24 protein-coding genes are annotated in these 23899 nt (G+C 72.4%); 5 read left to right on the top strand and 19 right to left on the bottom strand.

Annotation, left to right across the window (positions count from 1 at the left end; all coding sequences use genetic code 11):
• Window positions 1-11 precede the first annotated feature (11 nt).
• The 14 genes from FS793_RS02870 to rplU all read right to left on the bottom strand — a co-directional run bounded on the left by FS793_RS02870 (window position 12) and on the right by rplU (window position 11426).
• Window positions 12-1304, bottom strand: a complete 1293-nt coding sequence (locus FS793_RS02870) for an ABC transporter substrate-binding protein (protein WP_144718312.1) — start codon at window positions 1302-1304, stop codon at window positions 12-14.
• A 23-nt stretch (window positions 1305-1327) separates the two neighbouring features.
• Window positions 1328-2233, bottom strand: a complete 906-nt coding sequence (locus FS793_RS02875; protein WP_144718313.1) for a carbohydrate ABC transporter permease — start codon at window positions 2231-2233, stop codon at window positions 1328-1330.
• Window positions 2230-3159: a carbohydrate ABC transporter permease gene (locus FS793_RS02880; protein ID WP_144718315.1), complete on the bottom strand. Its 930-nt coding sequence runs from the start codon at window positions 3157-3159 to the stop codon at window positions 2230-2232. Before FS793_RS02880 ends, FS793_RS02875 begins: the two co-directional genes overlap by 4 nt.
• The gene (locus FS793_RS02885) at window positions 3156-4145 is read right to left on the bottom strand and encodes a LacI family DNA-binding transcriptional regulator (protein ID WP_144718317.1); all 990 of its coding nucleotides are present in this window, start codon (window positions 4143-4145) and stop codon (window positions 3156-3158) included. The genes FS793_RS02880 and FS793_RS02885 overlap by 4 nt, the downstream gene beginning before the upstream one ends.
• A 123-nt stretch (window positions 4146-4268) precedes the next feature.
• Window positions 4269-4637, bottom strand: a complete 369-nt coding sequence (rsfS, locus tag FS793_RS02890; protein ID WP_144718319.1) for a ribosome silencing factor — start codon at window positions 4635-4637, stop codon at window positions 4269-4271.
• Window positions 4638-4643: 6 nt separating this feature from the next.
• On the bottom strand, window positions 4644-5900 hold the full coding sequence (locus tag FS793_RS02895) for a hypothetical protein (RefSeq protein ID WP_144718321.1): 1257 nt from the start codon (window positions 5898-5900) through the stop codon (window positions 4644-4646).
• Window positions 5897-6493: a nicotinate-nucleotide adenylyltransferase gene (gene nadD / locus FS793_RS02900; protein ID WP_144718323.1), complete on the bottom strand. Its 597-nt coding sequence runs from the start codon at window positions 6491-6493 to the stop codon at window positions 5897-5899. The genes FS793_RS02895 and nadD overlap by 4 nt, the downstream gene beginning before the upstream one ends.
• Window positions 6494-6504: 11 nt before the next feature.
• Window positions 6505-6690 (bottom strand): hypothetical protein, encoded by a 186-nt coding sequence (locus FS793_RS02905; protein ID WP_092506479.1) that lies wholly within the window; start codon window positions 6688-6690, stop codon window positions 6505-6507.
• Between the two features lie 29 nt (window positions 6691-6719).
• The gene (locus tag FS793_RS02910; RefSeq protein WP_144719740.1) at window positions 6720-7961 is read right to left on the bottom strand and encodes a glutamate-5-semialdehyde dehydrogenase; all 1242 of its coding nucleotides are present in this window, start codon (window positions 7959-7961) and stop codon (window positions 6720-6722) included.
• A 1-nt stretch (window position 7962) separates the two neighbouring features.
• Window positions 7963-8394 carry a GNAT family acetyltransferase gene (locus FS793_RS02915; RefSeq protein WP_144718325.1) on the bottom strand — a complete coding sequence of 144 codons (432 nt, stop codon included), beginning with the start codon at window positions 8392-8394 and terminating at the stop codon, window positions 7963-7965.
• Complete coding sequence (gene proB / locus FS793_RS02920; protein ID WP_144718327.1) at window positions 8391-9191, bottom strand: glutamate 5-kinase; 801 nt, start codon at window positions 9189-9191, stop codon at window positions 8391-8393. The genes FS793_RS02915 and proB overlap by 4 nt, the downstream gene beginning before the upstream one ends.
• Complete coding sequence (gene obgE / locus FS793_RS02925) at window positions 9188-10768, bottom strand: GTPase ObgE (RefSeq protein ID WP_144718329.1); 1581 nt, start codon at window positions 10766-10768, stop codon at window positions 9188-9190. The genes proB and obgE overlap by 4 nt, the downstream gene beginning before the upstream one ends.
• Before the next feature lie 81 nt (window positions 10769-10849).
• Window positions 10850-11107, bottom strand: a complete 258-nt coding sequence (gene rpmA / locus FS793_RS02930) for a 50S ribosomal protein L27 (RefSeq protein WP_144718331.1) — start codon at window positions 11105-11107, stop codon at window positions 10850-10852.
• Window positions 11108-11117: 10 nt separating this feature from the next.
• Entirely contained in the window at window positions 11118-11426 is a 309-nt protein-coding gene (gene rplU / locus FS793_RS02935; RefSeq protein WP_144718333.1) for a 50S ribosomal protein L21, read from the bottom strand.
• 155 nt (window positions 11427-11581) lie between these two features.
• On the opposite strand from rplU, the gene FS793_RS02940 reads away from it, so the two are divergent.
• Window positions 11582-12685: a DNA glycosylase AlkZ-like family protein gene (locus tag FS793_RS02940; RefSeq protein ID WP_144718336.1), complete on the top strand. Its 1104-nt coding sequence runs from the start codon at window positions 11582-11584 to the stop codon at window positions 12683-12685.
• Window positions 12686-12721: 36 nt separating this feature from the next.
• Window positions 12722-12985, top strand: a complete 264-nt coding sequence (locus FS793_RS02945) for a DUF4031 domain-containing protein (RefSeq protein ID WP_144718338.1) — start codon at window positions 12722-12724, stop codon at window positions 12983-12985.
• A 95-nt stretch (window positions 12986-13080) separates the two neighbouring features.
• Here FS793_RS02945 and FS793_RS02950 read toward each other — a convergent pair whose 3' ends face one another.
• Complete coding sequence (locus tag FS793_RS02950; RefSeq protein ID WP_260979992.1) at window positions 13081-15540, bottom strand: Rne/Rng family ribonuclease; 2460 nt, start codon at window positions 15538-15540, stop codon at window positions 13081-13083.
• 335 nt (window positions 15541-15875) lie between these two features.
• Between FS793_RS02950 and FS793_RS02955 the strand changes: the two genes are divergently transcribed.
• On the top strand, window positions 15876-16538 hold the full coding sequence (locus FS793_RS02955; RefSeq protein WP_186329292.1) for a vitamin K epoxide reductase family protein: 663 nt from the start codon (window positions 15876-15878) through the stop codon (window positions 16536-16538).
• A gap of 64 nt (window positions 16539-16602) precedes the next feature.
• Here FS793_RS02955 and ndk read toward each other — a convergent pair whose 3' ends face one another.
• From ndk to ileS, 4 genes are read right to left on the bottom strand one after another with little or no spacing between them, the layout of a single operon-like run.
• Window positions 16603-17013 carry a nucleoside-diphosphate kinase gene (gene ndk / locus FS793_RS02960; protein ID WP_144718344.1) on the bottom strand — a complete coding sequence of 137 codons (411 nt, stop codon included), beginning with the start codon at window positions 17011-17013 and terminating at the stop codon, window positions 16603-16605.
• 29 nt (window positions 17014-17042) lie between these two features.
• Window positions 17043-17387 carry a DUF4233 domain-containing protein gene (locus FS793_RS02965; RefSeq protein WP_144718346.1) on the bottom strand — a complete coding sequence of 115 codons (345 nt, stop codon included), beginning with the start codon at window positions 17385-17387 and terminating at the stop codon, window positions 17043-17045.
• Entirely contained in the window at window positions 17384-18970 is a 1587-nt protein-coding gene (locus tag FS793_RS02970; protein WP_186329293.1) for a bifunctional folylpolyglutamate synthase/dihydrofolate synthase, read from the bottom strand. The genes FS793_RS02965 and FS793_RS02970 overlap by 4 nt, the downstream gene beginning before the upstream one ends.
• Window positions 18967-22233 (bottom strand): isoleucine--tRNA ligase, encoded by a 3267-nt coding sequence (gene ileS, locus FS793_RS02975; RefSeq protein ID WP_144718347.1) that lies wholly within the window; start codon window positions 22231-22233, stop codon window positions 18967-18969. Before ileS ends, FS793_RS02970 begins: the two co-directional genes overlap by 4 nt.
• 311 nt (window positions 22234-22544) lie before the next feature.
• Between ileS and FS793_RS02980 the strand changes: the two genes are divergently transcribed.
• The gene (locus tag FS793_RS02980) at window positions 22545-23003 is read left to right on the top strand and encodes a hypothetical protein (RefSeq protein WP_144718349.1); all 459 of its coding nucleotides are present in this window, start codon (window positions 22545-22547) and stop codon (window positions 23001-23003) included.
• A gap of 31 nt (window positions 23004-23034) precedes the next feature.
• On the top strand, window positions 23035-23883 hold the full coding sequence (locus tag FS793_RS02985) for an aminotransferase class IV (RefSeq protein WP_144718352.1): 849 nt from the start codon (window positions 23035-23037) through the stop codon (window positions 23881-23883).
• Window positions 23884-23899: the final 16 nt, after the last annotated feature.

Below are 23899 nucleotides of genomic sequence, written 5' to 3' on the forward strand. Positions count from 1 at the left end.
GACTGAGGAGGTCAGCCGACCTGGTCCCAGCCGTCCGCGAGCCGCTGCTGGAGCTCCTCGAGCGTGATGGTGCCCGCGAGGTACTCCTGGAAGGCCGGGGTCGCGTACTGGTCCTTCCACTGCGGGTAGTCCGAGGCGAGCTGGAACGGCGCGGCCTCGAGCGTCGAGCCCGATGCGAGCATCTCGGCCCAGCCCGTCTGCCCCTCGGTCGCGGTCTCGAGCTCCGCACGGGCGGTCTCGCTCGCGGGGATGAGGCAGTCGCCCTCGCCGATCGCGGCGAGGTTGTCGGCCTGCATGAAGTAGTCGATGAAGGCCGCGGCGCGATCGACGTGCTCGGACTCCGCGGGCACCGAGAGCGTCTGCGGGCTCGTGCCCTGCGCGCTGCCGTTCGAGCCGGCCAGGGGCGGCAGCACCGTCCACTCGAAGCCCTCGGGCGCCGAGTCGGCGATCTGCTGCGCGAGGTACGAGCCGCCGACGTACATGGCGTACTGGCCTCCGAGGAAGCCCGGCAGCACGTCGCCGCCCGACTGCGTGAGCGTGACGGGGTCGAGCGAGGCGTCCTCGTAGGCCATGGCGTGCACGGCCTCGGGCACGGCGAGCTCGCCCTCGCCGACGTCGATCGTGGCGCTGCCGTCGTCGGCGACGTCGAAGAACGTGCCGTCGAAGCCCAGCGCGAGGTTCATGAAGGGCGCCGTCGGCTGCCGCAGCCCCCAGCCGAGGCCGAAGCTGCCGTCCGCCGTCAGCTGCTGCGCGGTCTCGCGCAGCGCATCCCACGACAGCTCGTCGCCCGTCGGCACGTCGACGCCCGCGGCCTCGAAGGCCGCCGTGTTCGCGAAGACGACGTACGACTGCATGACGGTCGGCGCAGCGAAGACCTCGTCGCCGATGCTCACGGAGTCCCAGATGCCCTGGCCCACCGAGTCGACGACGTCGTCGGAGAGGTAGGGCGAGAGGTCGGCGAGGTAGCCGTCCTGCGCGAAGCCCGTCATGTCGGAGGCCTCGTTGTGGATGATGTCGGGTGCCTCGCCGCCCTGGAACTGCGTCACGAGCTGGTCGTGCACGTTGTCCCACGAGCCCTGCACGACGTCGACCTGCGTCTCGGGGTGGTCGGCGTTCCACGCGTCGACGATGTCCTGCGTGGCCTGGATCGTCGCGTCCTGGAACGCGAGCGACTGGAAGGTCAGCGTCACGTCCTCGTCGGGGTCGGTCGTCGCCTCGGTGGCGCCGCCGCCGCCGAAGGCGCAGCCGGTGAGCAGCGCTGCGCAGGCGCCGATGCCTGCGATCGCGCGGATGGAACGGTGCATGGTGTCCCGCTTTCGGTGAGAGGTCATCCCTTGACGGCGCCCGAGAGCAGGCCCGACGTGAGACGACGTTGGATGATGGCGAAGAAGACGAGCGAGGGGATGCACGCGAGCAGGCTGCCGGCGGCGAGCTGCCCCAGCGCCACCTGCCCCTCGGATCCCACGAAGAGCGCGAGCCGCTGCGGCAGGGTCTGCAGCGCCTCGTCCTTGATGAGCACGAGCGCGAAGAAGAACTCGTTCCACGACCCGATGAAGGCGAAGAGGCTCGTGGCGACGAGGCCCGGCCCGAGCAGCGGCATGATGATCGATCGCAGCACGCGGAAGCGCGAGGCGCCGTCCATCGCACCGGCCTCCTCGAGCTCGCCGGGGATGGCGGCGACGTAGCCGCGCAGCATCCACAGCGCGAACGGCAGCGACCACACGACGTAGACGACGACGAGGCCGCCGAGCGTGTTGTTCAGGCCGAGCGGACGCAGCATGAGGAACAGCGGGATGATGATGAGGATGAACGGGAAGACCTGGCTCAGCAGGATCCAGCCCGTCGCGAGCCCGCGCAGCCTGGTCTGGAAGCGCGCGAGCGCGTAGGCCGCAGGGAGCGCGATCAGCACGACGATGAGCGTCGTGGCCAGCGCGACGACCAGGCTGTTGAGCGCCGCCTGCCCGAGGCCCGCGCGCTCGATCGCGCCGACGAAGTTGTCGAGGTTCCACTGCGCGGGCAGCAGCTGCGGGTCGGGCGACTGCAGCTCCTGCTGCGTCTTGAACGCCGCGGTGACGAGGAACAGCAGCGGGAACCCGAGGAAGACGACGAAGAGCACGAGGGCGACGTACTGCAGCACGCGCCAGATGCGCCTGCTCGTCCGGCTCCTGCGTCGTGCGCGATCGTCGCGCTCGACGACGTCGGCGTCGCGGCGGAGGTCCGAGGAGATGCTCATGCGGTCCTCGCCTTCGCCTGGGCCCGCAGGTACACGAACAGGAACACGGCGATGACGACGACGATGACGTTGCCCATCGCGCTCGCGAGCCCGAAGTTGCCGTAGCGGAACGCCTCGTTGTAGGCGAAGAGCATCGGCAGCATGGTGCCGTAGGCGCCGGCCGTGAGCACGTACACGAGGGCGAACGAGTTGAAGTTGTTGATGAAGTCGAGCGTCGTGATCGCCACGATCACGGGACGCAGCCCGGGGATCGTGATGTTCCAGAAGCGCTGCCACACGCTCGCGCCGTCGATCTGGGCGGCCTCGTGCAGCTGGTCGTCGATGCCCTGCAGGCCCGCGAGCAGCGTGATGGTCGTCTGCGGCATGCCCGCCCAGACGCCCACGACGATGACGGCGGGCAGCGCCCACTGCGCCGTGCCGAGCCAGTTCGTGTCGTCGGGCAGGCCGAGCGCGCCGAGGCCGCCGTTGATGGCGCCGTAGGTGGGGTGCAGCATGAAGCGCCACATGATCGCGATGATCACGGGCGGCATCGCCCACGGGATGAGCGCGATCGTGCGCGCGATCCCCTGCCCCCACAGGTTGGCGTTCAGCAACAGCGCGAGGCAGAGCGAGGCGACGAACTGGATGATCGTCACCGAGAACGCCCAGATGAGGCCGATCCCGAACGACTGCCAGAAGAGCCCGTAGTCGAGCAGCCGCACGTAGTTGTCGATGCCCGTGAACGACGTGACGGCGTTCAGGCCCGACTGCGAGTCGGTGAAGCCCAGCAGGATGCCCTGCACCAGCGGATAGACGCTGAAGGCGAGGATCGGGATCATCGCGGGCACGAACAGGAGGTATGCGCTCCAGTCCTGCCGCCCGCGTCGTCCTCGACGCTGCGGCGTCGGAGGCGTCGGTGCCTCCGGCCGCGTGGCGACGGCGGTCATGCGGTCTCCTTCGTGGTCGACTCGCGCACGACGAGACGCGGGGCGACGGCCTGCTGGCCGGTCGGCGCGGCGCCGTCGATGCGCGACAGCAGCGTGCGCGCGGCGATGCGGGCACGGTCGTGGGCGCCGAGGTCGATGCTCGTGAGGCTCGGCACCGACAGCTCGGCGGGCTCGGTGTCGTCGAGGCCGGCGAGCAGCAGGTCGTGCGGCACGCGCAGGCCGCGCGTCGCGCATTCGCGCAGCGTCGCCAGCGCCATGGCGTCGTTGGCGGCGACGATGGCGTCGGGCACGCCGCGCTCGAGCATCGCGCGGGCGGCGGGGCGGGCGGCGGCGTGCGTGAAGTCGTCGGCGACCTCGACGAGGTCGGCGGCGATCCCCTGGCGCTCGCACGCGGCGACGAAGCCGTCGAGTCGCGTGCGGCCGGGGGTCGTGTCGACGGGGCCGACGATGAGGCCGATGCGACGCGCGCCCTGCGCGACGAGGTGGTCGACGAGCAGGCCCATGCCCGCGTGGGAGTCGGCGCGCACGCTGTCGACGCCCGCCGTCTCGACGAGGCCGAGCACGACGACGGGCACGGCCGCGGTGCGCACGGCGGCGAGCACGTCGTCGGTGACGCGCAGCGCGACGACGATCGCGCCGTCGACGAGTCCGGCGCTGAGCGCGGCGACGGCGTCGACGGGCTCGGCGGGCACCTGCTGCATGAGCAGGCGGATCCCGTGGGCGTCGAGCTCGGACTGGAGCGCGCTCATCATGCGCGCGTACACCGGATTCGCGGCGTCGGGCACGAGCATGGCGACCTGGCCCGTGCGACCGGACTGCAGGCCGCGCGCCATGAGGTTGGGGCGGTACCCGAGGTCGTCCGCCGCCTGCTGCACGCGGGCGATCGTCGACGTCGAGGCGATGCCGCCGTTCAGCGCCCGCGATGCGCTGGCGATCGAGACGCCTGCGCGTGCGGCGACGGCGGCGAGCGTCGATCCCTCGGCCATCGCGTGCTCCCTTGCACCTCGTCGGCGTCTCCATCCATCCCGTCTGCGACAGGACTGGAAACGTTTACAGCACGACGGTAGCCGAAGACCGCACCGCGTGCAAGCGGTGCGGCGAGCCGGGGGTCAGTCCGCGGCGGGCAGGTCGAGCGCGATGGCCGGGCAGTCCCGCCAGAGTCGCTCGAGCTGGTAGTACTGGCGCTCGTCCTCGTGGAACACGTGCACGACGAGATCGCCGAGGTCGATGAGCACCCAGCGTCCGTCGGCGCGGCCCTCGCGGCGCAGCGGCTTGGCGCCGAGCTCGAAGAGGTCGTCCTCGATCGCTCGGGCGATCGCCGAGACCTGACGCTCGGAGGTGCCGGTCGCGAGCAGGAAGGCGTCGGTGAGCGGCAGGCGCTCCGACACGTCGAGGCCCACGATGTCGGTGCCCATGACGCCGTCGGCGGCCTTCGCCGCTGCCTGGACGAGCTCGATGGTGCGTGCGGTTGCAGTCAATGCGATTCAGATCCAGCCGGCGATGAAGGCGACGACGGTCGCACCGACGGCGACGATGCCGATGCCTCCCGCGACGCCGATGACGATGGGGGTCGCGTTGCGCGACCGGCGCTGCGGCGCGATGCGCACGCGAGCGTTGGCGTACGACGACACGGCGCGGCTCGCGCGCACGGGCTGCGTCTCGGGGCTGCGCACCTCGCCGGCGTCGTCGACGGCGTCGACCTCGGCCGTGTCGATCGTGCCGCGGCTGCGGCCCGACGACGCGAAGCCGTCCGGCAGGTCGATCGAGCCCGTGACGATCACGCCGTCTGCGGTCTCGACGGTGATGGGCTCGTTCGCACCCGACAGCGGCAGCACGAGCGCGTTGGCCGTGATCGTGGAGGTGCCGGTGCCGACGCTCGACGCGCTGATGGCGCCAGTGTCCTCGCGGAGGTCCGAGATGTGGTGGCGCGAGGTGTCCTCGACGACGTTCACGATGACGGGGATGCGACCGGTCGCGCGCGACGGACCCGCCTGCACCTCGACCTCGTCCTCGTCGTCGTCGTCGTCCTCGACGAGCTCGCGACGGTCCTCGAGCAGCGCCGGCGTCGACTCGGCGATGCGACGCGACGAGACGCGCGCCTCCGTCACCTCGACCTCGTCGATCTCGAGGCGGTCGACCTCGGCGTCGTCCACGGGGTCGAGGTCGTCGACCTCGATGCGCTGGATGGGCTGGCTCGGCGCGGACGCCTGGTCGCGGTCGCCCTGGAGGTCGGCGAGCACGTCGGCGATCGACTCGGGCGCCGTCTGCTCGGCGTCGGGCTCGGTCGGAGCCTCCGGCGCGGGGCCGCGGCGGCCGAAGAAGCGTCCGAGTCCCGTCGCGGCGGGCGTCGTCGGCGCGGCGGCCTCGGCGTCGGCCTCGAGGGCCTCCTGCACGCGAGCCTCGCCCGCGGCGGGCACGCCGGCCACGGGTGCGTCGGGTGCGGGCGTCGACTGCGGCTTGAGGTCTGCGATGAGCTCGGAGACGTCGATGGCCTGCGTCTCGTCGGGCTCGGGCACGCGCTGTGCGGACGTCTCGTCTGCGGTGGGCGCCTCGGCGGGCGCGTCGGGCTCGGCCGTCGGCGCGCTCGGCGCTGCCTCGACGACGGGCTCGGCCCCGGAGGGCTCCGCTCCGTCCGCGATCGGCGCATCGACGGCGGGCGTCTGCCCGGTCGTCTCGGCGAGGAGGCGTTCGCGCTCCTTGCGTTCGCGGCGCGTCAGCGGCGGGCCGTCGTAGTCGGTCATGCGTCGATCATCCTGTACAGAGCGTGCTTGGTGATGTATTGAACCACCCCATCGGGGACGAGATACCACACCGGGTAGTCGGCTGCCACGCGCGCTCGGCAGTCGGTGGACGAGATGGCGAGCGCGGGAACCTCCAACGAGGATACCGCGTCATCGGGGTACCCCCGCACCGAGAGCTGATGTCCGGGGCGTGACACCGCGACGAAGTGCGCGAGATCCCACAGCTCGCCCACGTCCTTCCAGCCCACGATCGACTGGAACGCGTCCGCGCCCGTGATGAAGAACAGGTCGGAGTCGGGATGCAGCGCGCGCATGTCGCGCAGCGTGTCGATCGTGTACGTCGGTCCGTCGCGATCGACGTCGACGCGCGAGACCGTGAACCGCGGGTTCGAGGCCGTCGCGATGACCGTCATGAGGTAGCGGTGCTCGGCGGGGCTCGCGCCAGACTTCAGGTACGGCGTGCCCGTGGGCACGAAGACGACCTCGTCGAGCTCGAAGTGCTGCGCGACCTCGCTCGCGGCCACGAGGTGGCCGTGGTGGATGGGATCGAACGTGCCGCCCATGATGCCGAGGCGACGACGGCGAGATGCCATGCGGCGTCGGCCTAGTGGTGACCGGAGGTGTTCTGCGTGCTCTGGTCGAACTTGTGGCTGTGTCGGTTCGCCACGTCGCGGTACGAGTGCGTCACGATGCCGAGGATCACGAAGACCGCCGCGGCGATGCCGCCGACGATGTACGGCATGATGCCGGGATCGCTGTGGTGCTCGGTCGCCGCGAGGAGGAGGTCCATGCCTCCGATCCTACCCGTGGGACGAGGGTTCAGGCGCGCACCTGGCCCGTGCCGCGCACGAGCCACTTCGTGCTCGTGAGCTCCGGCAGCCCCATGGGCCCGCGCGCATGCGCCTTCTGGGTCGAGATGCCGACCTCGGCGCCGAATCCGAACTGCCCGCCGTCGGTGAAGCGCGTCGAGGCGTTCACCATGACGACCGCCGAGTCGACCTCGGCGAGGAAGCGCTCGGCGGCGGCGGCATCCTCGGTGAGGATCACGTCGGTGTGGTGCGTGCCGAATCGCTCGATGTGGTCGATCGCGGCGTCGAGGTCGTCGACGACGCGCACGGCGACGTCCATCGAGAGGTGCTCGGTCGCCCATCCCTCCGGCCCGAGCGGTGCGGCGTCGGCGACGTCGCCGTCGGCGTGCACCGTGACGCCCGCAGCGCGCATGGCGTCGACGACGATCGGCACGGCCTCGCCGGCGATCGCACGGTGCACGAGCACGGTCTCGAGCGAGTTGCAGACGCTCGTGCGCTGCGTCTTGGCGTTGAGCAGCAGCGGGATGGCCCGCTCGAGGTCGGCGGCGGCGTCGACGAAGGCGTGCACGACGCCCGCACCGGTCTCGATCACGGGCACCTGCGACTCGCGCACGACGGTCTCGATGAGGGATGCGCTGCCGCGGGGCACGAGCAGGTCGACGAGGCCTCGGGCGCGCATGAGCTCGGTGGCGCCCGCACGGCCGAGGGGGTCGATCGTCTGCACCGACTCGGCGGGCAGGCCGACCGATGCGATCGCGCGCTGCATGGTCTCGACGAGAACGGCGTTCGTGCGCTCGGCCGCGCTCCCGCCGCGCAGCACGATCGCGTTGCCCGAGCCGAGCGCGATGCATGCGAGGTCGACGGTGACGTTGGGGCGCGCCTCGTAGATGGCGCCGACCACGCCGAACGGCACGCGCACCTCGGTGAGCTCGAGCCCGTTCTCGAGCGTGCGCGACCGCGTGACCTCCCCGACGGGATCGGGCAGGTCGGCGAGCTCGCGCGCGGCGGTCGCGAGGGCGGCGACGCGCGCGCCATCGAGCGCGAGCCGGTCGAGCAGGCCGTCGGCGAGCGTGCCTCGGCCGCGCTCGAGGTCCTCGGCGTTCGCCGCGACGATCGCCTCGACCGACGCGTCGATCGCGTCGGCGATGGCGATGATCGCGGCCCTCCGCGGCTCCGTGCCCGCCACGGCCAGCGCCCTCGCGGCGCGTCGGGAGGCGTGCAGGAGCGTGGCGAGGTCGGTCACGGTCTCGATCCTAGGCGTCGAGCCAGCGCCCGAGCACCGTGACGTCCTGGCGCTCGTAGCCGAGGTGCTCGTACAGTCCGGCGGCCGGATTCCCGGCGCGCACCATGAGCTGCACCTTGCGGATGCCGCGACCGGACAGCCACGCCTCCGCGGCCGCCACGACCGCCCTCCCGAGGCCCGTGCCGCGGTGCGCATCCGCCACGGCGACGTAGTACAGCCAGCCGCGGTGCCCGTCGTGGCCCACGAGGGCCGTCGCGGCGAGCACGCCGTCGACGTCGATGCCGAGGATCGTCGACGACGGCCAGGCCAGCGCGAGGGTCGCGTCGGCGTGCGGCGGGTTCCACGGGCGCGTGAGCCCGGCCTCGTGCCACAGCGCGACGATGGCGTCGACGTCGGCGGCGACGAGCTCGCGCGCGTCGGGCACGGCGTCCGCTGCGGTCATGCCGAGCGGAGCGCGCCCTGCGGACGCGCCTCGAACACCGTGCCGTGGTCCTCGCCGGCGAGCGCACCCGCGAAGAGCCGCGTCGCCGTGAGCAGCACCTCGACGCCCGCGTCGGCGGCGAGGCGCGCGGCGTCGACCTTCGTGCCTGCTCCCCCGGTGCCGACGAGGCTCTGCGAGACGCCGAGCGTCACGCCGGCGAGCCCATCGCCGTGGGCGACGCGCGCGATGCGCTCGGCGCCGGGCGTGCCGGGAGGCGCCGTGTAGAGCGCATCGACGTCGCTGAGCAGCACCAGCCGATCGGCGCGCACGAGGCGCGCGACGAGCGCCGCGAGCTGGTCGTTGTCGCCGAAGTTGATCTCGTGGGTCGCGACGGTGTCGTTCTCGTTGACGATCGGCAGCATGCCGAGCTCGAGCAGGCGCTCGAGCGCGTTGAGCGCGTTGACGCGGTGCTGGTCGACGCCCATGTCGCTCGCCGACAGCAGCACCTGCGCCGCGACGATCTCGAAGCGGTTGAGGCTGCGCTGGTAGCGGTTCATGAGCACGTTCTGCCCGATGGCCGCGGCAGCCTGCACCGTCGGCAGGTCGGCGGGACGCTGCTCGAGCCCCAGGAACGGCAGGCCCGTCGCGATCGACCCCGACGACACGAGGATGACGTCGGCACGCGCGCGCAGTGCGGCGATGTCGTCGACGAGGGTCTCGATCTGCCCGCGGTTGTCGCCCGAGATCGACGACGAGCCGACCTTCACGACGATGCGCTCGGGCGTCGCGCCCTCGTCGACGTGCGCGACCTCGGTCACGCCTGGTCCTCGTCGGCGCCCTGGGCGGCGTCCACGGCCTCCTCGGCGAGTCGCTCGCGCCGTGACTGCTCGATCTCGAAGCCCTCGTCGTCGACCCACAGGCCGGCGGAGCGCTCGCGTGCGAGCTCGTCGCGGGCGGCCTGCTTCGCGTTCATCCGCTCGTGGTAGCCGGCACGACGCTCGGCGGTCGTCTGGCGGCCGGGGCCGTAGAGGCGCATGTCGGTGCCGCGATCGCCGAGCTCGGCCATCGAGGTCATCGTGGGCTCCCAGTCGAAGACCATGCCGTCGCCGGGGCCGATCACGACGGTCGAGCCGGGCACGGCGCCCGCCTTCACGAGCGCGTCCTCGATGCCGAGGCGCGCGAGGCGGTCGGCGAGGTAGCCGACGGCCTCGTCGTTGCGGAAGTCGGTCTGCTGGATCCAGCGCTCGGGCTTCGCACCGCGGATGCGGTAGAGCGTGCCGTGCGTGCCGCCCTCGGTCCGTACGGTGAAGCCCGCGTCGTCGATCGCGCGCGGGCGCAGCACGATGCGCTCGGGCTCGGGGTCGGCGGCGCGCTCGGCGCGGTCGGCCTCGACGAGCTCGGCGAGCGCGAACGAGAGCTCGCGCAGTCCCGTGCGCGCGACGGTCGAGATCTCGAGCACGCGGTAGCCGCGCTCCTCGAGGTCGGCGCGCACGAACGCGGCGAGCTCGGCGGCGTCGGGCACGTCGACCTTGTTGAGGGCGACGAGCTGTGGACGCTCGAGCAGCGGCGTCTGCCCCTCGGGCACCGGGTAGGCGCCGAGCTCGCGCAGGATGACGTCGAGGTCGGTGAGCGGGTCGCGGCCGGGCTCGAGCGTGGCGCAGTCGACGACGTGCAGCAGCGCGCTGCAGCGCTCGACGTGGCGCAGGAACTCGAGGCCGAGGCCCTTGCCCTCGCTCGCGCCCTCGATGAGGCCGGGCACGTCGGCGATCGTGTAGCGCGTCTGGCCGGCCTCGACGACACCGAGGTTCGGGTGCAGCGTCGTGAACGGGTAGTCGGCGATCTTGGGTCGTGCGGCGCTCATCGCGGCGATGAGGCTCGACTTGCCCGCCGACGGGAAGCCGACGAGCGCGACGTCGGCGACGGTCTTGAGCTCGAGCTGCACGTCGTGCGCCTGGCCCTCGGTGCCCAGCAGCGCGAAGCCGGGCGCCTTGCGCTTCGACGACGCGAGCCGCGCGTTGCCGAGCCCGCCCTGACCGCCCTCGGCGACCACGAGGCGCATGCCCGCGTGCGCGAGGTCGGCGAGCAGCTCGCCGTCGGCGTCGGTCACGACGGTGCCGACGGGCACGGGCAGCACGAGCTCGCCGCCGGTGAAGCCCGTGCGGTGGTCGCCCATGCCGGGGCCGCCGCTGGCGCTCGAGCGGTGCGGGCGACGGTGGTACTCGAGCAGCGTCGTCGCCTGCGTGTCGGCGACCAGCACGATGTCGCCGCCGTCGCCGCCGTCGCCGCCGTCGGGGCCTGCGAGCGGCTTGAACTTCTCGCGGCGCACCGACACGCAGCCGTGGCCGCCGTTGCCCGCCGTCAGATGCAGCGTGACGCGGTCGACGAACGTCGCCATCGGGTCCTCCTGGGATGCAGCGAGGGGGCGGGCATCAGCCCGCCCCCTCGCGTGAAGTGGTTCGTGTGCGAGCCCGCAGGACTACGCGGCGACCTCGACGATGTTGACGACCTTGCGGCCGCCCTTCTGGCCGAACTCGACCGAGCCCGCCTGCAGGGCGAACAGGGTGTCGTCGCCACCGCGGCCGACGCCAGCACCGGGGTGGAAGTGGGTGCCGCGCTGGCGGACGAGGATCTCGCCGGCCTTGACGACCTGGCCGCCGAAGCGCTTCACGCCGAGGCGCTGCGCGTTCGAGTCACGACCGTTGCGGGTGGACGATGCGCCCTTCTTGTGTGCCATTGCTGCGCTCCTACTTGATCGAGGTGACCTTGAGGCGCGTGAGGTCCTGGCGGTGGCCCTGGCGCTTCTTGTACCCGGTCTTGTTCTTGAACTTCTGGATGACGATCTTCGGGCCGCGGAGGTCCGACACGAACTCGGCCGTGACCGTGACCTTCGCGAGGCTCTTCGCGTCGGACGTGACCGTGTCACCGTCGACGAGGAGCACGGGAGCGAGCTCGACCGTGCCGTCCTCCGAGGGGGCGATGCGGTCGACGACGAGCACGGAGCCCACCTCGACCTTCTCCTGACGCCCGCCGGCGCGCACAACTGCGTAGACCACGTGAATCCCTCACTCGGTATGGATAAAGTCTCTGGCGCGCACGAGCAGATCGCGGCAGCGCCAACGGACGACGATACAGGGTGACCAGGCACCCGGTCAAACGGCGACACGCGCCGCGAGCCATCGCGTCCGACCTCCAGTCTAGGGTCTGCTGCATGGCCACCCGTGCAGCGACGCTCCGCGAGCTCTCGATCGCCGACGCGCGGCGCATCGCGGTGCGGGCGCAGCTGCTCGACGCACGTCCGGCATCCGACCTGCTCACGGTCGTCGAGCACCTGGGGATGCTGCAGGCGAACGTCACCGACATCGTCATGCCGTCGGCGGAGCACGTGGCATGGTCGCGGCTCGGCGACGAGCTCGCGTTCGGCGACGTGCGGCGCGCCGTCGAGGTCGAGCAGCGCCTCTTCGAGCACCTCGGGCAGCCCACGCCCCTCGAGCCGCTCGCGATCGCGCTGCGGCCGACGTCGCTGCTGCCCGAGCTGCTGCCGCCCATGCGGGCGTGGGCCGACGACCATCCCCGTGTCGCGGCATGGGTCGACGACAACCGCGCCTTCCACGATCGCGTGCTCGCGCTGCTGCGCGACGACGGGCCGCTCCCCCAGCGCGACGTGCCCGACACCGCCGAGTGGCCGTGGGACTCGAGCGGCTGGAACGCGAATCGCAACGTCGCGATGCTGCTCGAGTTCCTGCAGTGCTCCGGCGTCGTCGCCGTGGTCGAGCGCGTGGGCGCCGAGCGGGTCTGGGACCTCGCGGAGCGGGTGCTGCCGCCCGTGGAGGCGCTGCCCGCCGACGAGGCGGAGCGGCGGCGGCACGAGCGCGTGCTCGGCTCGCTCGGCCTCGCCCGCCCCCGGGCGGTCGGCGGCGTGGGCGAGCCCGTGCGCGTCGAGGGCACGCGCGGCGAGTGGCGGCTCGCCGCGGATGCCTCGGCGGAGGACTTCGTCGGCCGGGTGGCGGTGCTGTCGCCGCTCGATCGGCTCATCTTCGACCGCAAGCGGATGCGCGACCTGTTCGCGTTCGACTACGCCCTCGAGCAGTACACGCCGGCCGCCAGGCGCCGCTGGGGTGCCTTCGCGCTGCCGGTGCTCGACGGCGACGCCCTCGTCGCGAAGGTCGACGCCCGGCGCGATCGTGACGCGAGCGCGCTGCGCGTCGCGGCGGTCCACTGGGACGTCGAGCCGGCCGCCCGCCTGCGCGACGCCGTCGTCGAGCAGCTCGCGCGCATGGCGGGGTTCCTCGACGTCGCCCTCGCGCTGCCGTGACCGGCTGGCGTCGCGCGGCGGAGTAGCGTCGCTGGCATGGCGATCCTCGTGGACGAGCCCCGGTGGCCGAAGCACGGCACGACGTGGGCGCATCTCGTCAGCGACGCGTCGCTCGACGAGCTGCACGCCTTCGCACGTCGCGCAGGGCTGCCGGAGCGGGGCTTCGACCGCGACCACTACGACGTGCCCGCCGAGCGCATCGACGAGCTCGTCGCGCTCGGCGCCGAGGCCGTGCCGGGACGCGAGCTCGTGCGCCGGCTGCTCGCGAGCGGGCTGCGCGTCAGGCCGCGCGACCGCTGACCCGACCACGTGCGTGAGGCCCCGCGACCATCCGGTCGCGGGGCCTCGTCGCTGCGCGCCCACTGGGCGCCGGGATGCTCCTGGGCGTCGGGCTGCTACTGGGCGTCGGGCTGCGCCGTGACGATGCCGCCGCTCGACGCGCGACGGCTGCGACGCGCCGCCTTGCCCGTGCCGGCTGCGGGTGCCGCGAGGGCGTCGAGCGCGCCCGAGAGCAGCCCCTCGACGTCGTTCGATCGCGCGGGCGCGGCCGGCTCGTCGCGCTTGGCCGCGACGGGGATGTCGAGGATCGTCACGGGCTCCGACTCGGGTGCGGGGGCAGACGCCTGCTGCGACGGCTGCTGCTGCGTCTGCTGCTGCTCGTCCCTGGCACCGCGGCTCGAGGCACGACGGCTGCGACGCGGCTGCTGCTCGCGCGCGGGCTGCTGCTCGCGGGCGGGCTGCTGCTGCTGAGCGGCGGGGGCCGTCCGCTCCTCGCCGGTCGGCTCGTGGCCGTGCTCGTCGTCGTGACCGGGCTCGCGCCCCTTCGACGTCGCCGCAGCCATCTGCGACAGACCCTTGCGGGCGTCGTCGGTGATGCCGTGCGTGCCCTGCTGCTGCGAGTGCTGCTGGCCGCCCTGGCCGCCGCCGTTGCCCGCCGCGGGCTCCTGGCGCTTGCCGCCGCGACGGCGACCGCCGTCCGAACCGCCGTTGCCGCCGTTGCCACCGCCGCGCGACGAGCGCGACACGGGCTCGTGGTGCACGATCAGGCCGCGACCCGCGCACGCCTCGCACGTCTCCGAGTACGCCTCGAGCAGGCCGAGGCCCAGGCGCTTGCGCGTCATCTGCACGAGGCCGAGGCTCGTGACCTCCGCCACCTGGTGCTTCGTGCGGTCGCGCGACAGGCACTCGATGAGGCGACGCTGCACGAGGTCGCGGTTCGACTCGAGCACCATGTCGATGAAGTCGATGACCACGATGCCGCCGAGGTCGCGCAGTCGCAGCTGGCGCACGACCTCCTCCGCGGCCTCGAGGTTGTTCTTCGTGACGGTCTCCTCGAGGTTGCCGCCCTGGCCGACGAAGCGGCCGGTGTTGACGTCGATGACCGTCATCGCCTCGGTGCGGTCGATGACGAGCGAGCCGCCCGACGGCAGCCACACCTTGCGGTCGAGGGCCTTGTCGATCTGCTCGGAGACGCGGAAGTGCTCGAACGGGTCGACCTCGAGCTCGAACGGCTCGATGCGCTCGAGCAGGTCGGGCGCGATCGCGCCGAGGTACTCGCGGATGGTCGCGAGGGCCCCGTCGCCCTGGATGACCATGCGCTGGAAGTCCTCGTTGAAGACGTCGCGCACGATCTTGACGAGCAGGTCGGGCTCGGCGTGCAGACGTGCGGGCGCGGAGCCCTTCGCCGTCTGGTCCTGGATCGACTGCCACTGACGGCCGAGTCGCTCGACGTCGCGCGTGAGCTGGTCCTGCGTGGCGCCCTCGGCGGCGGTGCGCACGATGACGCCCATGCCCTCGGGGAGCACCTCCTTGAGGATCTTCTTCAGGCGGGCGCGCTCGGTGTCGGGCAGCTTGCGCGAGATGCCGCTCATCGAGCCGCCGGGGACGGACACGAGGTAGCGGCCCGGCAGCGAGATCTGGCTCGTCAGGCGGGCGCCCTTGTGGCCGATCGGGTCCTTCGTGACCTGCACGAGCACGGTGTCGCCGGGCTTGAGCGCGAGCTCGATCTTGCGCGGCTGGTTCTCGAGGCCCGCGGCCTCCCAGTCGATCTCGCCCGAGTAGAGCACGGCGTTGCGACCGCGGCCGATGTCGACGAAGGCCGCCTCCATGCTGGGCAGCACGTTCTGCACCTTGCCGAGGTAGACGTTGCCGATGAGGCTCGTCTCCGACGACTTGGCGACGTAGTGCTCGACGAGGATGCCGTCCTCGAGCACCGCGAGCTGCACGCGGTCGTGGCGCGAGCGCACGACCATGGTGCGCTCGACGGCCTCGCGGCGGGCGAGGAACTCGCTCTCGGTGACGACCGCACGACGACGGCCGGCGTCGCGCCCCTCGCGGCGGCGCTGCTTCTTGGCCTCGAGGCGCGTGGAGCCCTGCACCTTCTGCGGCTCGGTGATGAGCGGACGCTCGGCCTGACGCTCCTCGCGGGTGCGGCCACGGCGGCGACGGCGGTTCGAGCGGGGCTCGTCGTCGTCCTCGTCGTCGCCGTCGTCGACCTGGTCCCGGCGCTGCGAGGGCAGCGGAGGCAGGGGTGCGAGGCTCGCGATGTCGGGCGCGAAGAACTGGATCGCGAAGGGCAGTGCATCGTCGCTGCGCTCGGGCAGCGTGAGCTCCGCAGGTCCCTCGAGACCCGGCTCGTGGCCGGGCTCGGGCTCGCCGTCGGCAGCGAGCGGCGCCTCGGCGGGCTGCTCCTGCTCTGCGGGCTGCGCCTGCTCGGCGGGCTGCTCCTGCTCGGCGGTCTGCGCCTGCTCGGGAGCCGTCTGCTCGGTCACCTCGTCCTCGACGCCGGGCGTCGCGATCTCGGTGCTGGTCTCGTCGTGGTTCGCGTCTGCCGACGCGTCGTGTGCATCCACCATCGCTGGCGTACTCCTCAGGCCCGGCATCGCCGGGCGACTCTCGCGCGGCTGGCAGTGCCCGCCGCGAATCCCTGTGGGCGCGTGCGGTGTCGCACGGCACCTGTTCGTCTGCTCGGAGCTGGCGATCCGACACCTCCTCGCGGAGGCGGCCCGGTGTGCCCGGTCAAATCTGCGGCGCTGGTGCGCCGTCGTCCACGATACCCCACGGGCTGCGCGTCGGCCGTGAGCGGCGCTCACGACCGGGATCCGGCCGGTCGGCGCATCCATAGGGTCTGCTGGTGGGATGCTCGTGCCGAGGCATGCGCGACCGCGATGCCCGCAGCCGAGAGGTGGACATGGCCACGAAGCAGACCGAGCGCGCGACGCCGGCGAACGACGACGCCGTGCCGGCGGCCGCGGGCTTCACGCCTCCGCGGTGGCTCGGCATCCTGCTCGTCGTGACGGGCGCCGCAGGGCTCACCGCCGCGCTCACGCTCGCGATCGAGCGCGTGCACCTGCTGCAGAACCCCGACGAGGGCCTCGGCTGCGACATCAGCCCGTTCGTGAGCTGCTCGGGCGCGATGGAGTCGTGGCAGGGCAGCCTGCTCGGCTTCCCCAACCCGTTCATCGGCCTCATGGCCTTCCCCATCGTCATCGTGATGGGCGTGCTGGCGCTCGCGCTCGTGCGCATGCCCCGCTGGGTGTGGTCGACGTTCACCGTCGGCGTGCTCGGCGGCCTGGCGTTCGCGCTGTGGCTGTGGCAGCAGAGCGTGTTCGAGCTCGGGCTCGTCTGCCCGTGGTGCTTCCTCGTCTACATGACGATGTCGGCGATGGCGCCCACGTTCGTGTCGTGGTCGATCGGGTCGGGTGCGATGGTCGCGCCCGCCGGCCTCCGCAGGTTCGTCGCGCGCTGGGGCGAGTGGTCGTGGGTCGTGAGCCTCGCGCTCGCGCTCGTCATCGTGCTCGTCATCGTCGTGCGCCTGCCCGACATCCCCAGGTTCCTGCTGCTGGGCTACTGACCGCAGACGCGAGACGCCCCCGGCCGTGCGGCCGGGGGCGTCTCGCGTCTGCGGGGATGCCCGCTCAGTCGAACCAGAGCGCGAGCTCGCGCGCCGACGACTCCTCGGAGTCGGAGCCGTGCACGAGGTTCTGCTGCACCGTGAGGCCCCAGTCACGGCCGAGGTCGCCGCGGATCGTGCCGGGCGCCGCCGTCGTCGGGTCGGTCGTGCCCGCGAGCGAGCGGAAGCCCTCGATCACGCGGTCGCCCTCGAGGCGCACCGCGACCGACGGGCCCGAGAGCATGAACTCGACGAGCGGCTCGAAGAACGGCTTGCCCTCGTGCTCGGCGTAGTGCTCCTCGAGCAGCGCGCGCTCGGGCTGCACGAGCCGGAGGTCCGCGATGCGGTACCCCTTCGCCTCGATGCGGCTGAGGATCTGGCCGGTGAGTCCGCGGGCGACGCCGTCGGGCTTCACCAGGACGAGGGTCTGCTGCATCGGATGGGTTCCTTCGTTGTCCTGCTGGTTCACTGCGGCTGCCCGCGCCCGATCTGGCGCGCGCGCACGAAGCAGAATATCCACATCGCGATGAACGCCAGGGAGACGCCGATCATCACCGGCTCGACGAACGCGAGGCACGCCATGAGGGTCTGCGCGACGAGGCTCGCGACCCATCCCCAGCGGTAGCGCAGCACCTTGAGCGTGAGGATGAGCAGGGCCGCGACGACCGCGAACGCCGTGGGCGCCGGCCAGTCGCGCGTGACGCCCCACACGGCGAGGGCGCCGAACGCGAGCGCGAAGACCTCGAGGCCGTGCACGATCGTGAGGAGCTTCTCGAGCAGACCGCGCTCGCGGCGCGCGGCGGCGCTCATCGATGCATCCAGCGCTCGGCGCGAGCCTTGGCCTGCACGGCCCCCAGCAGCGTGATCGAGCCGGTGACGACGACGGCCCCGCCGCGGTCCTCCGCCTGCTCGCGCGCCATCTCGACGGCGCGCTCGAGCACGGGCTCCACCGAGACGCGCTCGGCGCCGAAGACCTCGACGGCGATGCGCGCGAGGTCGTCGGCGGGCACGGCGCGCTCGGAGTCGGACTGCGTCACGACGACCTCCTCGACATGCGGCTCGAGGATGCGCAGCACGCCTGCGGCGTCCTTGCCCTCGACCATGCCGACGACGAGCTGCACGTGCTCGAACGCGAACACCTCCTGCAGCGCCGTCGCGAGCGACTGCGCGCCGTGCGGGTTGTGCGCCGCGTCGACGACGACGCTCGGGTCGGTGCCGACGACCTCGAGCCGCCCGGGCGACGTCACCGCTGCGAACGCCGACGACAGCACGTCCTGCGCGATGGGCCGCGTGCCCGCGCCGAGGAACGCCTCGACCGCGACGAGCGCGAGCGCGGCGTTCTGGCCCTGGTGTCGCCCGAGCAGCGGCAGCGGCTGGTCCTCGTAGGCGGCGGCGAGGCCGCGCACCGTCACGAGCTGGCCGCCGACCGCGAGGGTGCTCTCGCGCTCGAAGTCCCGGCCCTCGACGAGCACGCGGGCGGCGCCGACCTCGGCCGCGCGGGCCTCGACGATCGCGAGCACGCCGGGCTCCTGCTCGGCCGTCACGACGATCGCGCCGGGCTTGACGATGCCGGCCTTCTCGGTCGCGATCGCCTCGACCGTCGCGCCGAGCCTGTTCGTGTGGTCGAGCGCGATGGGCGTCAGCACCGCGACGTCGCCGTCGGCGACGTTCGTCGAGTCCCACGTGCCGCCCATGCCCACCTCGACGACCGCGACCTCGATCGGCGCGTCGGCGAAGATCGCGTACGCGAGCACCGTGATGGCCTCGAAGAACGTCAGCCGTCGCTGCCCGTCGCGCTCGAGCTCGCCGTCGACGAGATCGAGGAAGGGCGTGATCTCCTCCCAGACGCGGGCGAAGACCGCATCCGACACCGGCTCCCCGTCGATGAGGATGCGCTCGGTCACGCGCTCGAGATGCGGGCTCGTGAGCAGGCCGGTGCGCAGCCCGTGGGCACGCAGCAGCGCCTCGGCGATGCGGGCCGTGGAGCCCTTGCCGTTCGTGCCCGTGACGTGCACGACGCCGTACGAGCGCTGCGGGTCGCCGAGCAGCTCGACGGCGCGCGCCGTCGCGGCGAGGCGCGGCTCGATCGCCGTCTCCCCCGCGCGCTCGAGCAGCTGCGCATAGGCGGCGTCGGCGGCCTCGCGATCCTCGAGCGAGTCGAGGATGCGCTCGTCGGTCGCGTCCTGCTCGGCGTCGGGATCGTCGTCGTCGGCGTCGCCGCCGAACGGGTCGGGCACGCGCACGATCGCGTCGCCGTCGCCCTCGAGCTCGTCGAGGTCGATCGCGTCGGCGTCGACCTCCTCCTCGTACGCGTCGTCCCACGCGTTCATCTCGTCGCCGTCGGCGTTGCGCCGGGTGGGCTCGGGGTGCCGCGGCTCGCGGTCGTCGCTCATGCGCGCTCCAGTCGGATCGTGAGGGGCGAGCCGTCGCCGACGCGCACGTCGGCGGCGTCGGCCGCCTCGCCTGCGGTGTCGTCGACGCGCTCGATCGTCAGCGTCGTCGCGAGCGTCTCGCCCGCCACGAGGTCGCGGTGCGTCTCGAGCGCCGCGACGCCGTGCGCATCGCTGCCGAGCACGAGCGCGATGCGGTCGGAGACGTCGAGACCGGCCTGCTTGCGCGCATCCTGGATCGCGCGCACGGCGTCGCGAGCGAGGCCCTCGGCCTCGAGCGCGGGCGTCGTGACCGTGTCGAGGTCGAGGTGCGTGTGGCCGAGCAGCGTCGTCTCGCCGCCCTCGTACGCCGACTCGGTCGGCTCGTCGAGCAGCTGGAACTCGCCGGGCTCGAGCACGACGCCGTCGACGAGCAGACGCTCGCCGTCGACGCTCCACTCGCCGGCGCGGATCGCTGCGAAGACGCGTGCGAAGTCGCCCTTCAGGCGCGGTGCGGCGACCTTCGAGACGATCTGCGCCGTCTTCGACAGGCCGGGCAGCGCCTCGCCCTCGGCGACGTGCACGACGTGCACGGCCTTGAGGTTGACCTCGTCGCGCACGAGGTCCGCGAACGCCGACAGGTCGACGCGGCTCGTGATCGTCGCCTCGGCGAGCGGCAGGCGCACGCGCAGCCTGCGCTGCTTGCGCATGGCGTGCAGCGCGTTGACGACGGCTCGCGCCTCGTCCATCTGCGCCACGAGCGCGGGGTCCGCGGGGAGCGCGGATGCGTCGGGCCAGTCGGTGAGGTGCACCGAGCGACCGCCCGTGAGCCCGCGCCACACCTCCTCGGCGACGAGCGGCGCGAGCGGCGCCGCGATCGTCGTGAGCGTCTCGAGCACGAGCGCGAGCGTGTCGAACGCCTCGGTCGAGCTGGGGTCCTCCGTCACGCCCGCCCAGAAGCGATCGCGCGAGCGACGCACGTACCAGTTGGTGAGCGTGTCGGTGAACTCGCGCAGCGCGAGCGTCGCCCCCGTCGCGTCGAGCGCATCCATCGCGGCCGTCACAGCCTCGACGGTCTCGCGCAGCTTCGCGAGCACGTAGCGGTCGAGCACGTCGCTCGAGTCCGCGCGCGGCGTCGCGACGTAGGGCCGGCCGTCCTTCGCGCGGTTCGCGTACGTCGTGAGGAAGTACCACGTCGACCACAGCGGCAGGTGGAACTGCCGCAGCGCCTCGCGGATGCCCTCCTCCGACACGATGAAGTTGCCACCGCGCAGGATCGAGCCCTGCAGCAGGTTCCAGCGCACCGCATCCGACCCGTACGCGTCGAACGACTCGTTGACGTCGGGGTAGTTGCGCCGCGACTTCGACGCCTTGAAGCCGTCGTCGCCGAGGATGATGCCGTGGCTGATGACGTTGCGGAACGCCTCCCGACCGAACAGCGCCACCGACAGCACGTGCAGCACGTAGAACCAGCCGCGGGTCTGCCCGATGTACTCGACGATGTAGTCGGCGGGGCTGTGGGTGTCGAACCACTCCTGCTGCTCGAACGGGTAGTGCACCTGCGCGAACGGCATCGAGCCCGAGTCGAACCACACGTCGAGCACGTCGGGGATGCGACGCATCGTCGAGCGCCCCGTCGGGTCGTCGGGGTTCGGTCGCGTGAGCTCGTCGATGTAGGGGCGGTGCAGGTCGGTGGGCCGCACGCCGAAGTCGCGCTCGAGCTCGTCGAGCGAGCCGTACACGTCGATGCGCGGGTGGTTGGGGTCGTCGCTCTTCCACACCGGGATGGGGCTGCCCCAGTACCGGTTGCGGCTGATCGACCAGTCGCGGGCGCCCTCGAGCCACTTGCCGAACTGCCCGTGCTTCACGTTCTCGGGCACCCAGTTGATGCGCTCGTTCGCCGCGATCAGGTCGTCCTTGATGTCCGTGACGCGCACGAACCACGACGACACCGCCTTGTAGATGAGGGGGTTCCGGCAGCGCCAGCAGTGCGGGTACGGGTGCAGGTACGACGCCTCGCGCAGCAGGCGACCCTTCGCCTGCAGGGCGCGGATGATCGTGCGGTTCGCCTCGAACACCTGCACGCCGGCGATCTCGGCGAGCTCGCCGTCTGCGAAGAGCTGCAGGAAGCGGCCGCCGTCGTCGACGGAGAGGATCGTGGGGATGCCGGCCGCGGCCGTGACACGCTGGTCGTCCTCGCCGTAGGCGGGCGCCTGATGCACGATGCCGGTGCCCTCGCCCGTCGCGACGTAGTCGTCGACGAGCACGCGCCACGCGGATGCGGTGTCCCACTCCTCGGCGTCGGCGAAGTCGTCGAACAGGCGCCGGTAGGCGAGGCCGCCCAGGTCGGCTCCCGTGACGGTGCGCAGCACCTCGGGAGCGCCCTCGTCGTAGCCGAGCGCCTTGGCGTGCGCGCCGAGCGTGTCGGCGGCGAGCAGGTATCGCGTCTCGCCCGCGACGCCGCCGTCGGCCGCGCCGGCGGGGCCTGCGGCCACGACGACGTACGCGATGGCGGGTCCGACCGCGAGGGCCATGTTCGTGGGCAGCGTCCACGGCGTCGTCGTCCAGGCGAGCATCCGCACGCCGCCGAGCCCGGCGGCATCCGCCGCCTCGCCCTCGAGCGGGAACGTCACCGTCACCGACGGGTCCTGGCGGTCCTGGTAGACGTCGTCGTCCATGCGCAGCTCGTGCGCCGACAGCGGCGTCTCGTCGCGCCAGCAGTACGGCAGCACCCGGTAGCCCTCGTACGCGAGGCCCTTGCGATGCAGCTCGGAGAACGCCCAGATCACCGACTCCATGTAGCCGACGTCGAGCGTCTTGTAGTCGTGCTCGAAGTCGACCCAGCGAGCCTGGCGCGTGACGTAGTCCTGCCATTCGCGCGTGTACTCGAGCACCGACTCGCGCGCCTTCGCGTTGAAGACGTCGACGCCCATGGCCTCGATCTCGGCCTTCTCGGTGATGCCGAGCTGCTTCATCGCCTCGAGCTCGGCGGGCAGGCCGTGCGTGTCCCAGCCGAACCGACGCTGCACCTGCTTGCCGCGCATCGTCTGGTAGCGGGGGAACACGTCCTTCGCGTAGCCCGTGAGCAGGTGCCCGTAGTGCGGCAGGCCGTTCGCGAACGGCGGGCCGTCGTAGAAGACCCACTCCTCGCAGCCGTCGCGCCGGTCGATCGACGCCTGGAACGTGTCGTCGCCCTTCCAGAACGCGAGGATGCCCTCCTCGACCGCCGGGAACGACGGATTGGGCACGACGGTGCCGCCGTGCCTCGGGTAGCGCTGCTCGTCCACTCGACTCCTTCTCCAGCTGCTGCTGCTCTCGGAGCCGGGACGCTCTCGCGCGGTACCACCCGGCTTGCAGCCTCGTGGAGGCTGCCGCTCGCTCTTCGGCTGTGACGGGCCGGACCCGCTCGGATCTACTGGGCTGCCGCACCTCGCGGATGCGGTGGCCGTTCTGCCGAGGACTCCCCGGTGATGGCCGGATCGACGTCGCTGCACGCCATCGTACGCGCTCGCCGCGCGACGCGCATGCCGCTCGGCGCGACGGCCTCGGCCGTCCCCATCAAAGGCGACGCATGGGAAGCCGTCCTATCCTGGCGACCATGCGCATCCGCACCGGACTCCCTCTCGCCCTCGCGGCGATCGCGATGTTGACCGCGTGCTCCGGCGGTGGCCAGCCCGACGCGTCGGCGTCCGCCTCGCCGTCGCCGACGGCCGAGGCGACGACCGCCGCGCAGTGCGACCAGGTCATCTCCGACGCCGAGCAGCTCATGGCCGACGTGTCGGAGCTCGCGACGCGGTTCGGCAGCGACCCGCTCGGCGCGCTCGCCGCCGTGCCGGGCATCGTCGATCGCGTCACGACGCTCGGCGACCAGGTCACCGACCCCGAGCTCGCCGCGCACGTCGACGCGATCACCTCGGTCGCCACGACCGCGGTCGAGGAGGCGCAGTCGGCGATCGCCCAGGGCGACACGCAGGGAGCGATCGATGCGCTGTCGCAGGCGGCGACCGACGTGCAGCCGGCCGTGACGGCATTGCAGGAGTACTGCGCGGCGCAGTGACCGCGGGCTCGATCGCTCGTAGCCTGACGGCATGAGCGCTCCCCTCCTCGCGCTGCTCGACGGCTCGATCGTCGACGTCGCGACCCCCATCATCCGAGCCGACGACCTGGGCGTCGTGCGCGGCGACGGCGTCTTCGACGCGACGCTCGTGCGCCGCGGCGAGCTGCGCGACACCGACGCGCACCTCGACCGCCTGGCGCGGTCCGCCGAGATCCTCGCGCTGCCCGAGCCCGACCGCGACGGCTATCGACGCGCGATCGCGGCGCTCGTCGACGCGTGGGACTGGGACGCGGCACCCGAGGCCGTCGCGAGGCTCGTGCTCACCCGCGGCCCCGAGGGCGGCGGCGGGCCGGCGACGGCCTACGTGCTGCTGCAGGCGCTGTCGGCTGCGGTCGTCGCCGAGCGCTCGACGGGCGTGCGCGTGCTGCTGCTCGATCGCGGCTTCGACGGCGAGGTCGTGGCGGCGATGCCGTGGCTGCTGCCGGGCGCCAAGAGCCTGTCGTACTCGATCAACATGGCGGCCAAGCGGTACGCGCACGAGCACGGCGCCGACGACGTGCTGTTCGTCGCGCCGTCGGGTCGCCTGCTCGAGGGGCCGACGTCGACGCTCGAGCTCGACGTCGACGGCGAGCTGTGCACGCCCGAGCAGGACGGCATCCTCGCGTCGATCACCCTCGAGCAGCTCGAGCGCGACGCGCCCGCGCACGGCCTGACGGTGCGGCACGCGCCGCTCACCCGCGACGATCTCGCTCGCGCACGCGGCGGTTGGCTCATCTCGTCGGGCAGGCTCGCATCGGCGATCACGTCGATCGACGGCGTCGCCTACCCGGCATCGCCGCTGCACGACGCGCTGTTCCGCGTGCTCGAGGTCGACGGCTGACGACGCGCCCGCGGCG

Origin of the sequence: Agrococcus jejuensis, assembly GCF_007679035.1 — a bacterium.
GTDB classification, from domain to species: domain Bacteria; phylum Actinomycetota; class Actinomycetes; order Actinomycetales; family Microbacteriaceae; genus Agrococcus; species Agrococcus jejuensis_A.

Excerpts from the sequence above, each read along its gene's own strand:
- FS793_RS02870 (WP_144718312.1), bottom strand. The coding sequence starts at position 1,304 with ATGCACCGTTCCATCCGCGCGATCGCAGGCATCGGCGCCTGCGCAGCG.
- FS793_RS02875 (WP_144718313.1), bottom strand. The coding sequence starts at position 2,233 with ATGAGCATCTCCTCGGACCTCCGCCGCGACGCCGACGTCGTCGAGCGC.
- FS793_RS02880 (WP_144718315.1), bottom strand. The coding sequence starts at position 3,159 with ATGACCGCCGTCGCCACGCGGCCGGAGGCACCGACGCCTCCGACGCCG.
- FS793_RS02885 (WP_144718317.1), bottom strand. The coding sequence starts at position 4,145 with ATGGCCGAGGGATCGACGCTCGCCGCCGTCGCCGCACGCGCAGGCGTC.
- FS793_RS02895 (WP_144718321.1), bottom strand. The coding sequence starts at position 5,900 with ATGACCGACTACGACGGCCCGCCGCTGACGCGCCGCGAACGCAAGGAG.
- nadD (WP_144718323.1), bottom strand. The coding sequence starts at position 6,493 with ATGGCATCTCGCCGTCGTCGCCTCGGCATCATGGGCGGCACGTTCGAT.
- FS793_RS02905 (WP_092506479.1), bottom strand. The coding sequence starts at position 6,690 with ATGGACCTCCTCCTCGCGGCGACCGAGCACCACAGCGATCCCGGCATC.
- FS793_RS02915 (WP_144718325.1), bottom strand. The coding sequence starts at position 8,394 with ATGACCGCAGCGGACGCCGTGCCCGACGCGCGCGAGCTCGTCGCCGCC.
- obgE (WP_144718329.1), bottom strand. The coding sequence starts at position 10,768 with ATGGCGACGTTCGTCGACCGCGTCACGCTGCATCTGACGGCGGGCAAC.
- rpmA (WP_144718331.1), bottom strand. The coding sequence starts at position 11,107 with ATGGCACACAAGAAGGGCGCATCGTCCACCCGCAACGGTCGTGACTCG.
- FS793_RS02940 (WP_144718336.1), top strand. The coding sequence starts at position 11,582 with ATGGCCACCCGTGCAGCGACGCTCCGCGAGCTCTCGATCGCCGACGCG.
- FS793_RS02945 (WP_144718338.1), top strand. The coding sequence starts at position 12,722 with ATGGCGATCCTCGTGGACGAGCCCCGGTGGCCGAAGCACGGCACGACG.
- FS793_RS02950 (WP_260979992.1), bottom strand. The coding sequence starts at position 15,540 with ATGGTGGATGCACACGACGCGTCGGCAGACGCGAACCACGACGAGACC.
- FS793_RS02955 (WP_186329292.1), top strand. The coding sequence starts at position 15,876 with ATGGCCACGAAGCAGACCGAGCGCGCGACGCCGGCGAACGACGACGCC.
- ndk (WP_144718344.1), bottom strand. The coding sequence starts at position 17,013 with ATGCAGCAGACCCTCGTCCTGGTGAAGCCCGACGGCGTCGCCCGCGGA.
- FS793_RS02965 (WP_144718346.1), bottom strand. The coding sequence starts at position 17,387 with ATGAGCGCCGCCGCGCGCCGCGAGCGCGGTCTGCTCGAGAAGCTCCTC.
- FS793_RS02970 (WP_186329293.1), bottom strand. The coding sequence starts at position 18,970 with ATGAGCGACGACCGCGAGCCGCGGCACCCCGAGCCCACCCGGCGCAAC.
- FS793_RS02980 (WP_144718349.1), top strand. The coding sequence starts at position 22,545 with ATGCGCATCCGCACCGGACTCCCTCTCGCCCTCGCGGCGATCGCGATG.
- FS793_RS02985 (WP_144718352.1), top strand. The coding sequence starts at position 23,035 with ATGAGCGCTCCCCTCCTCGCGCTGCTCGACGGCTCGATCGTCGACGTC.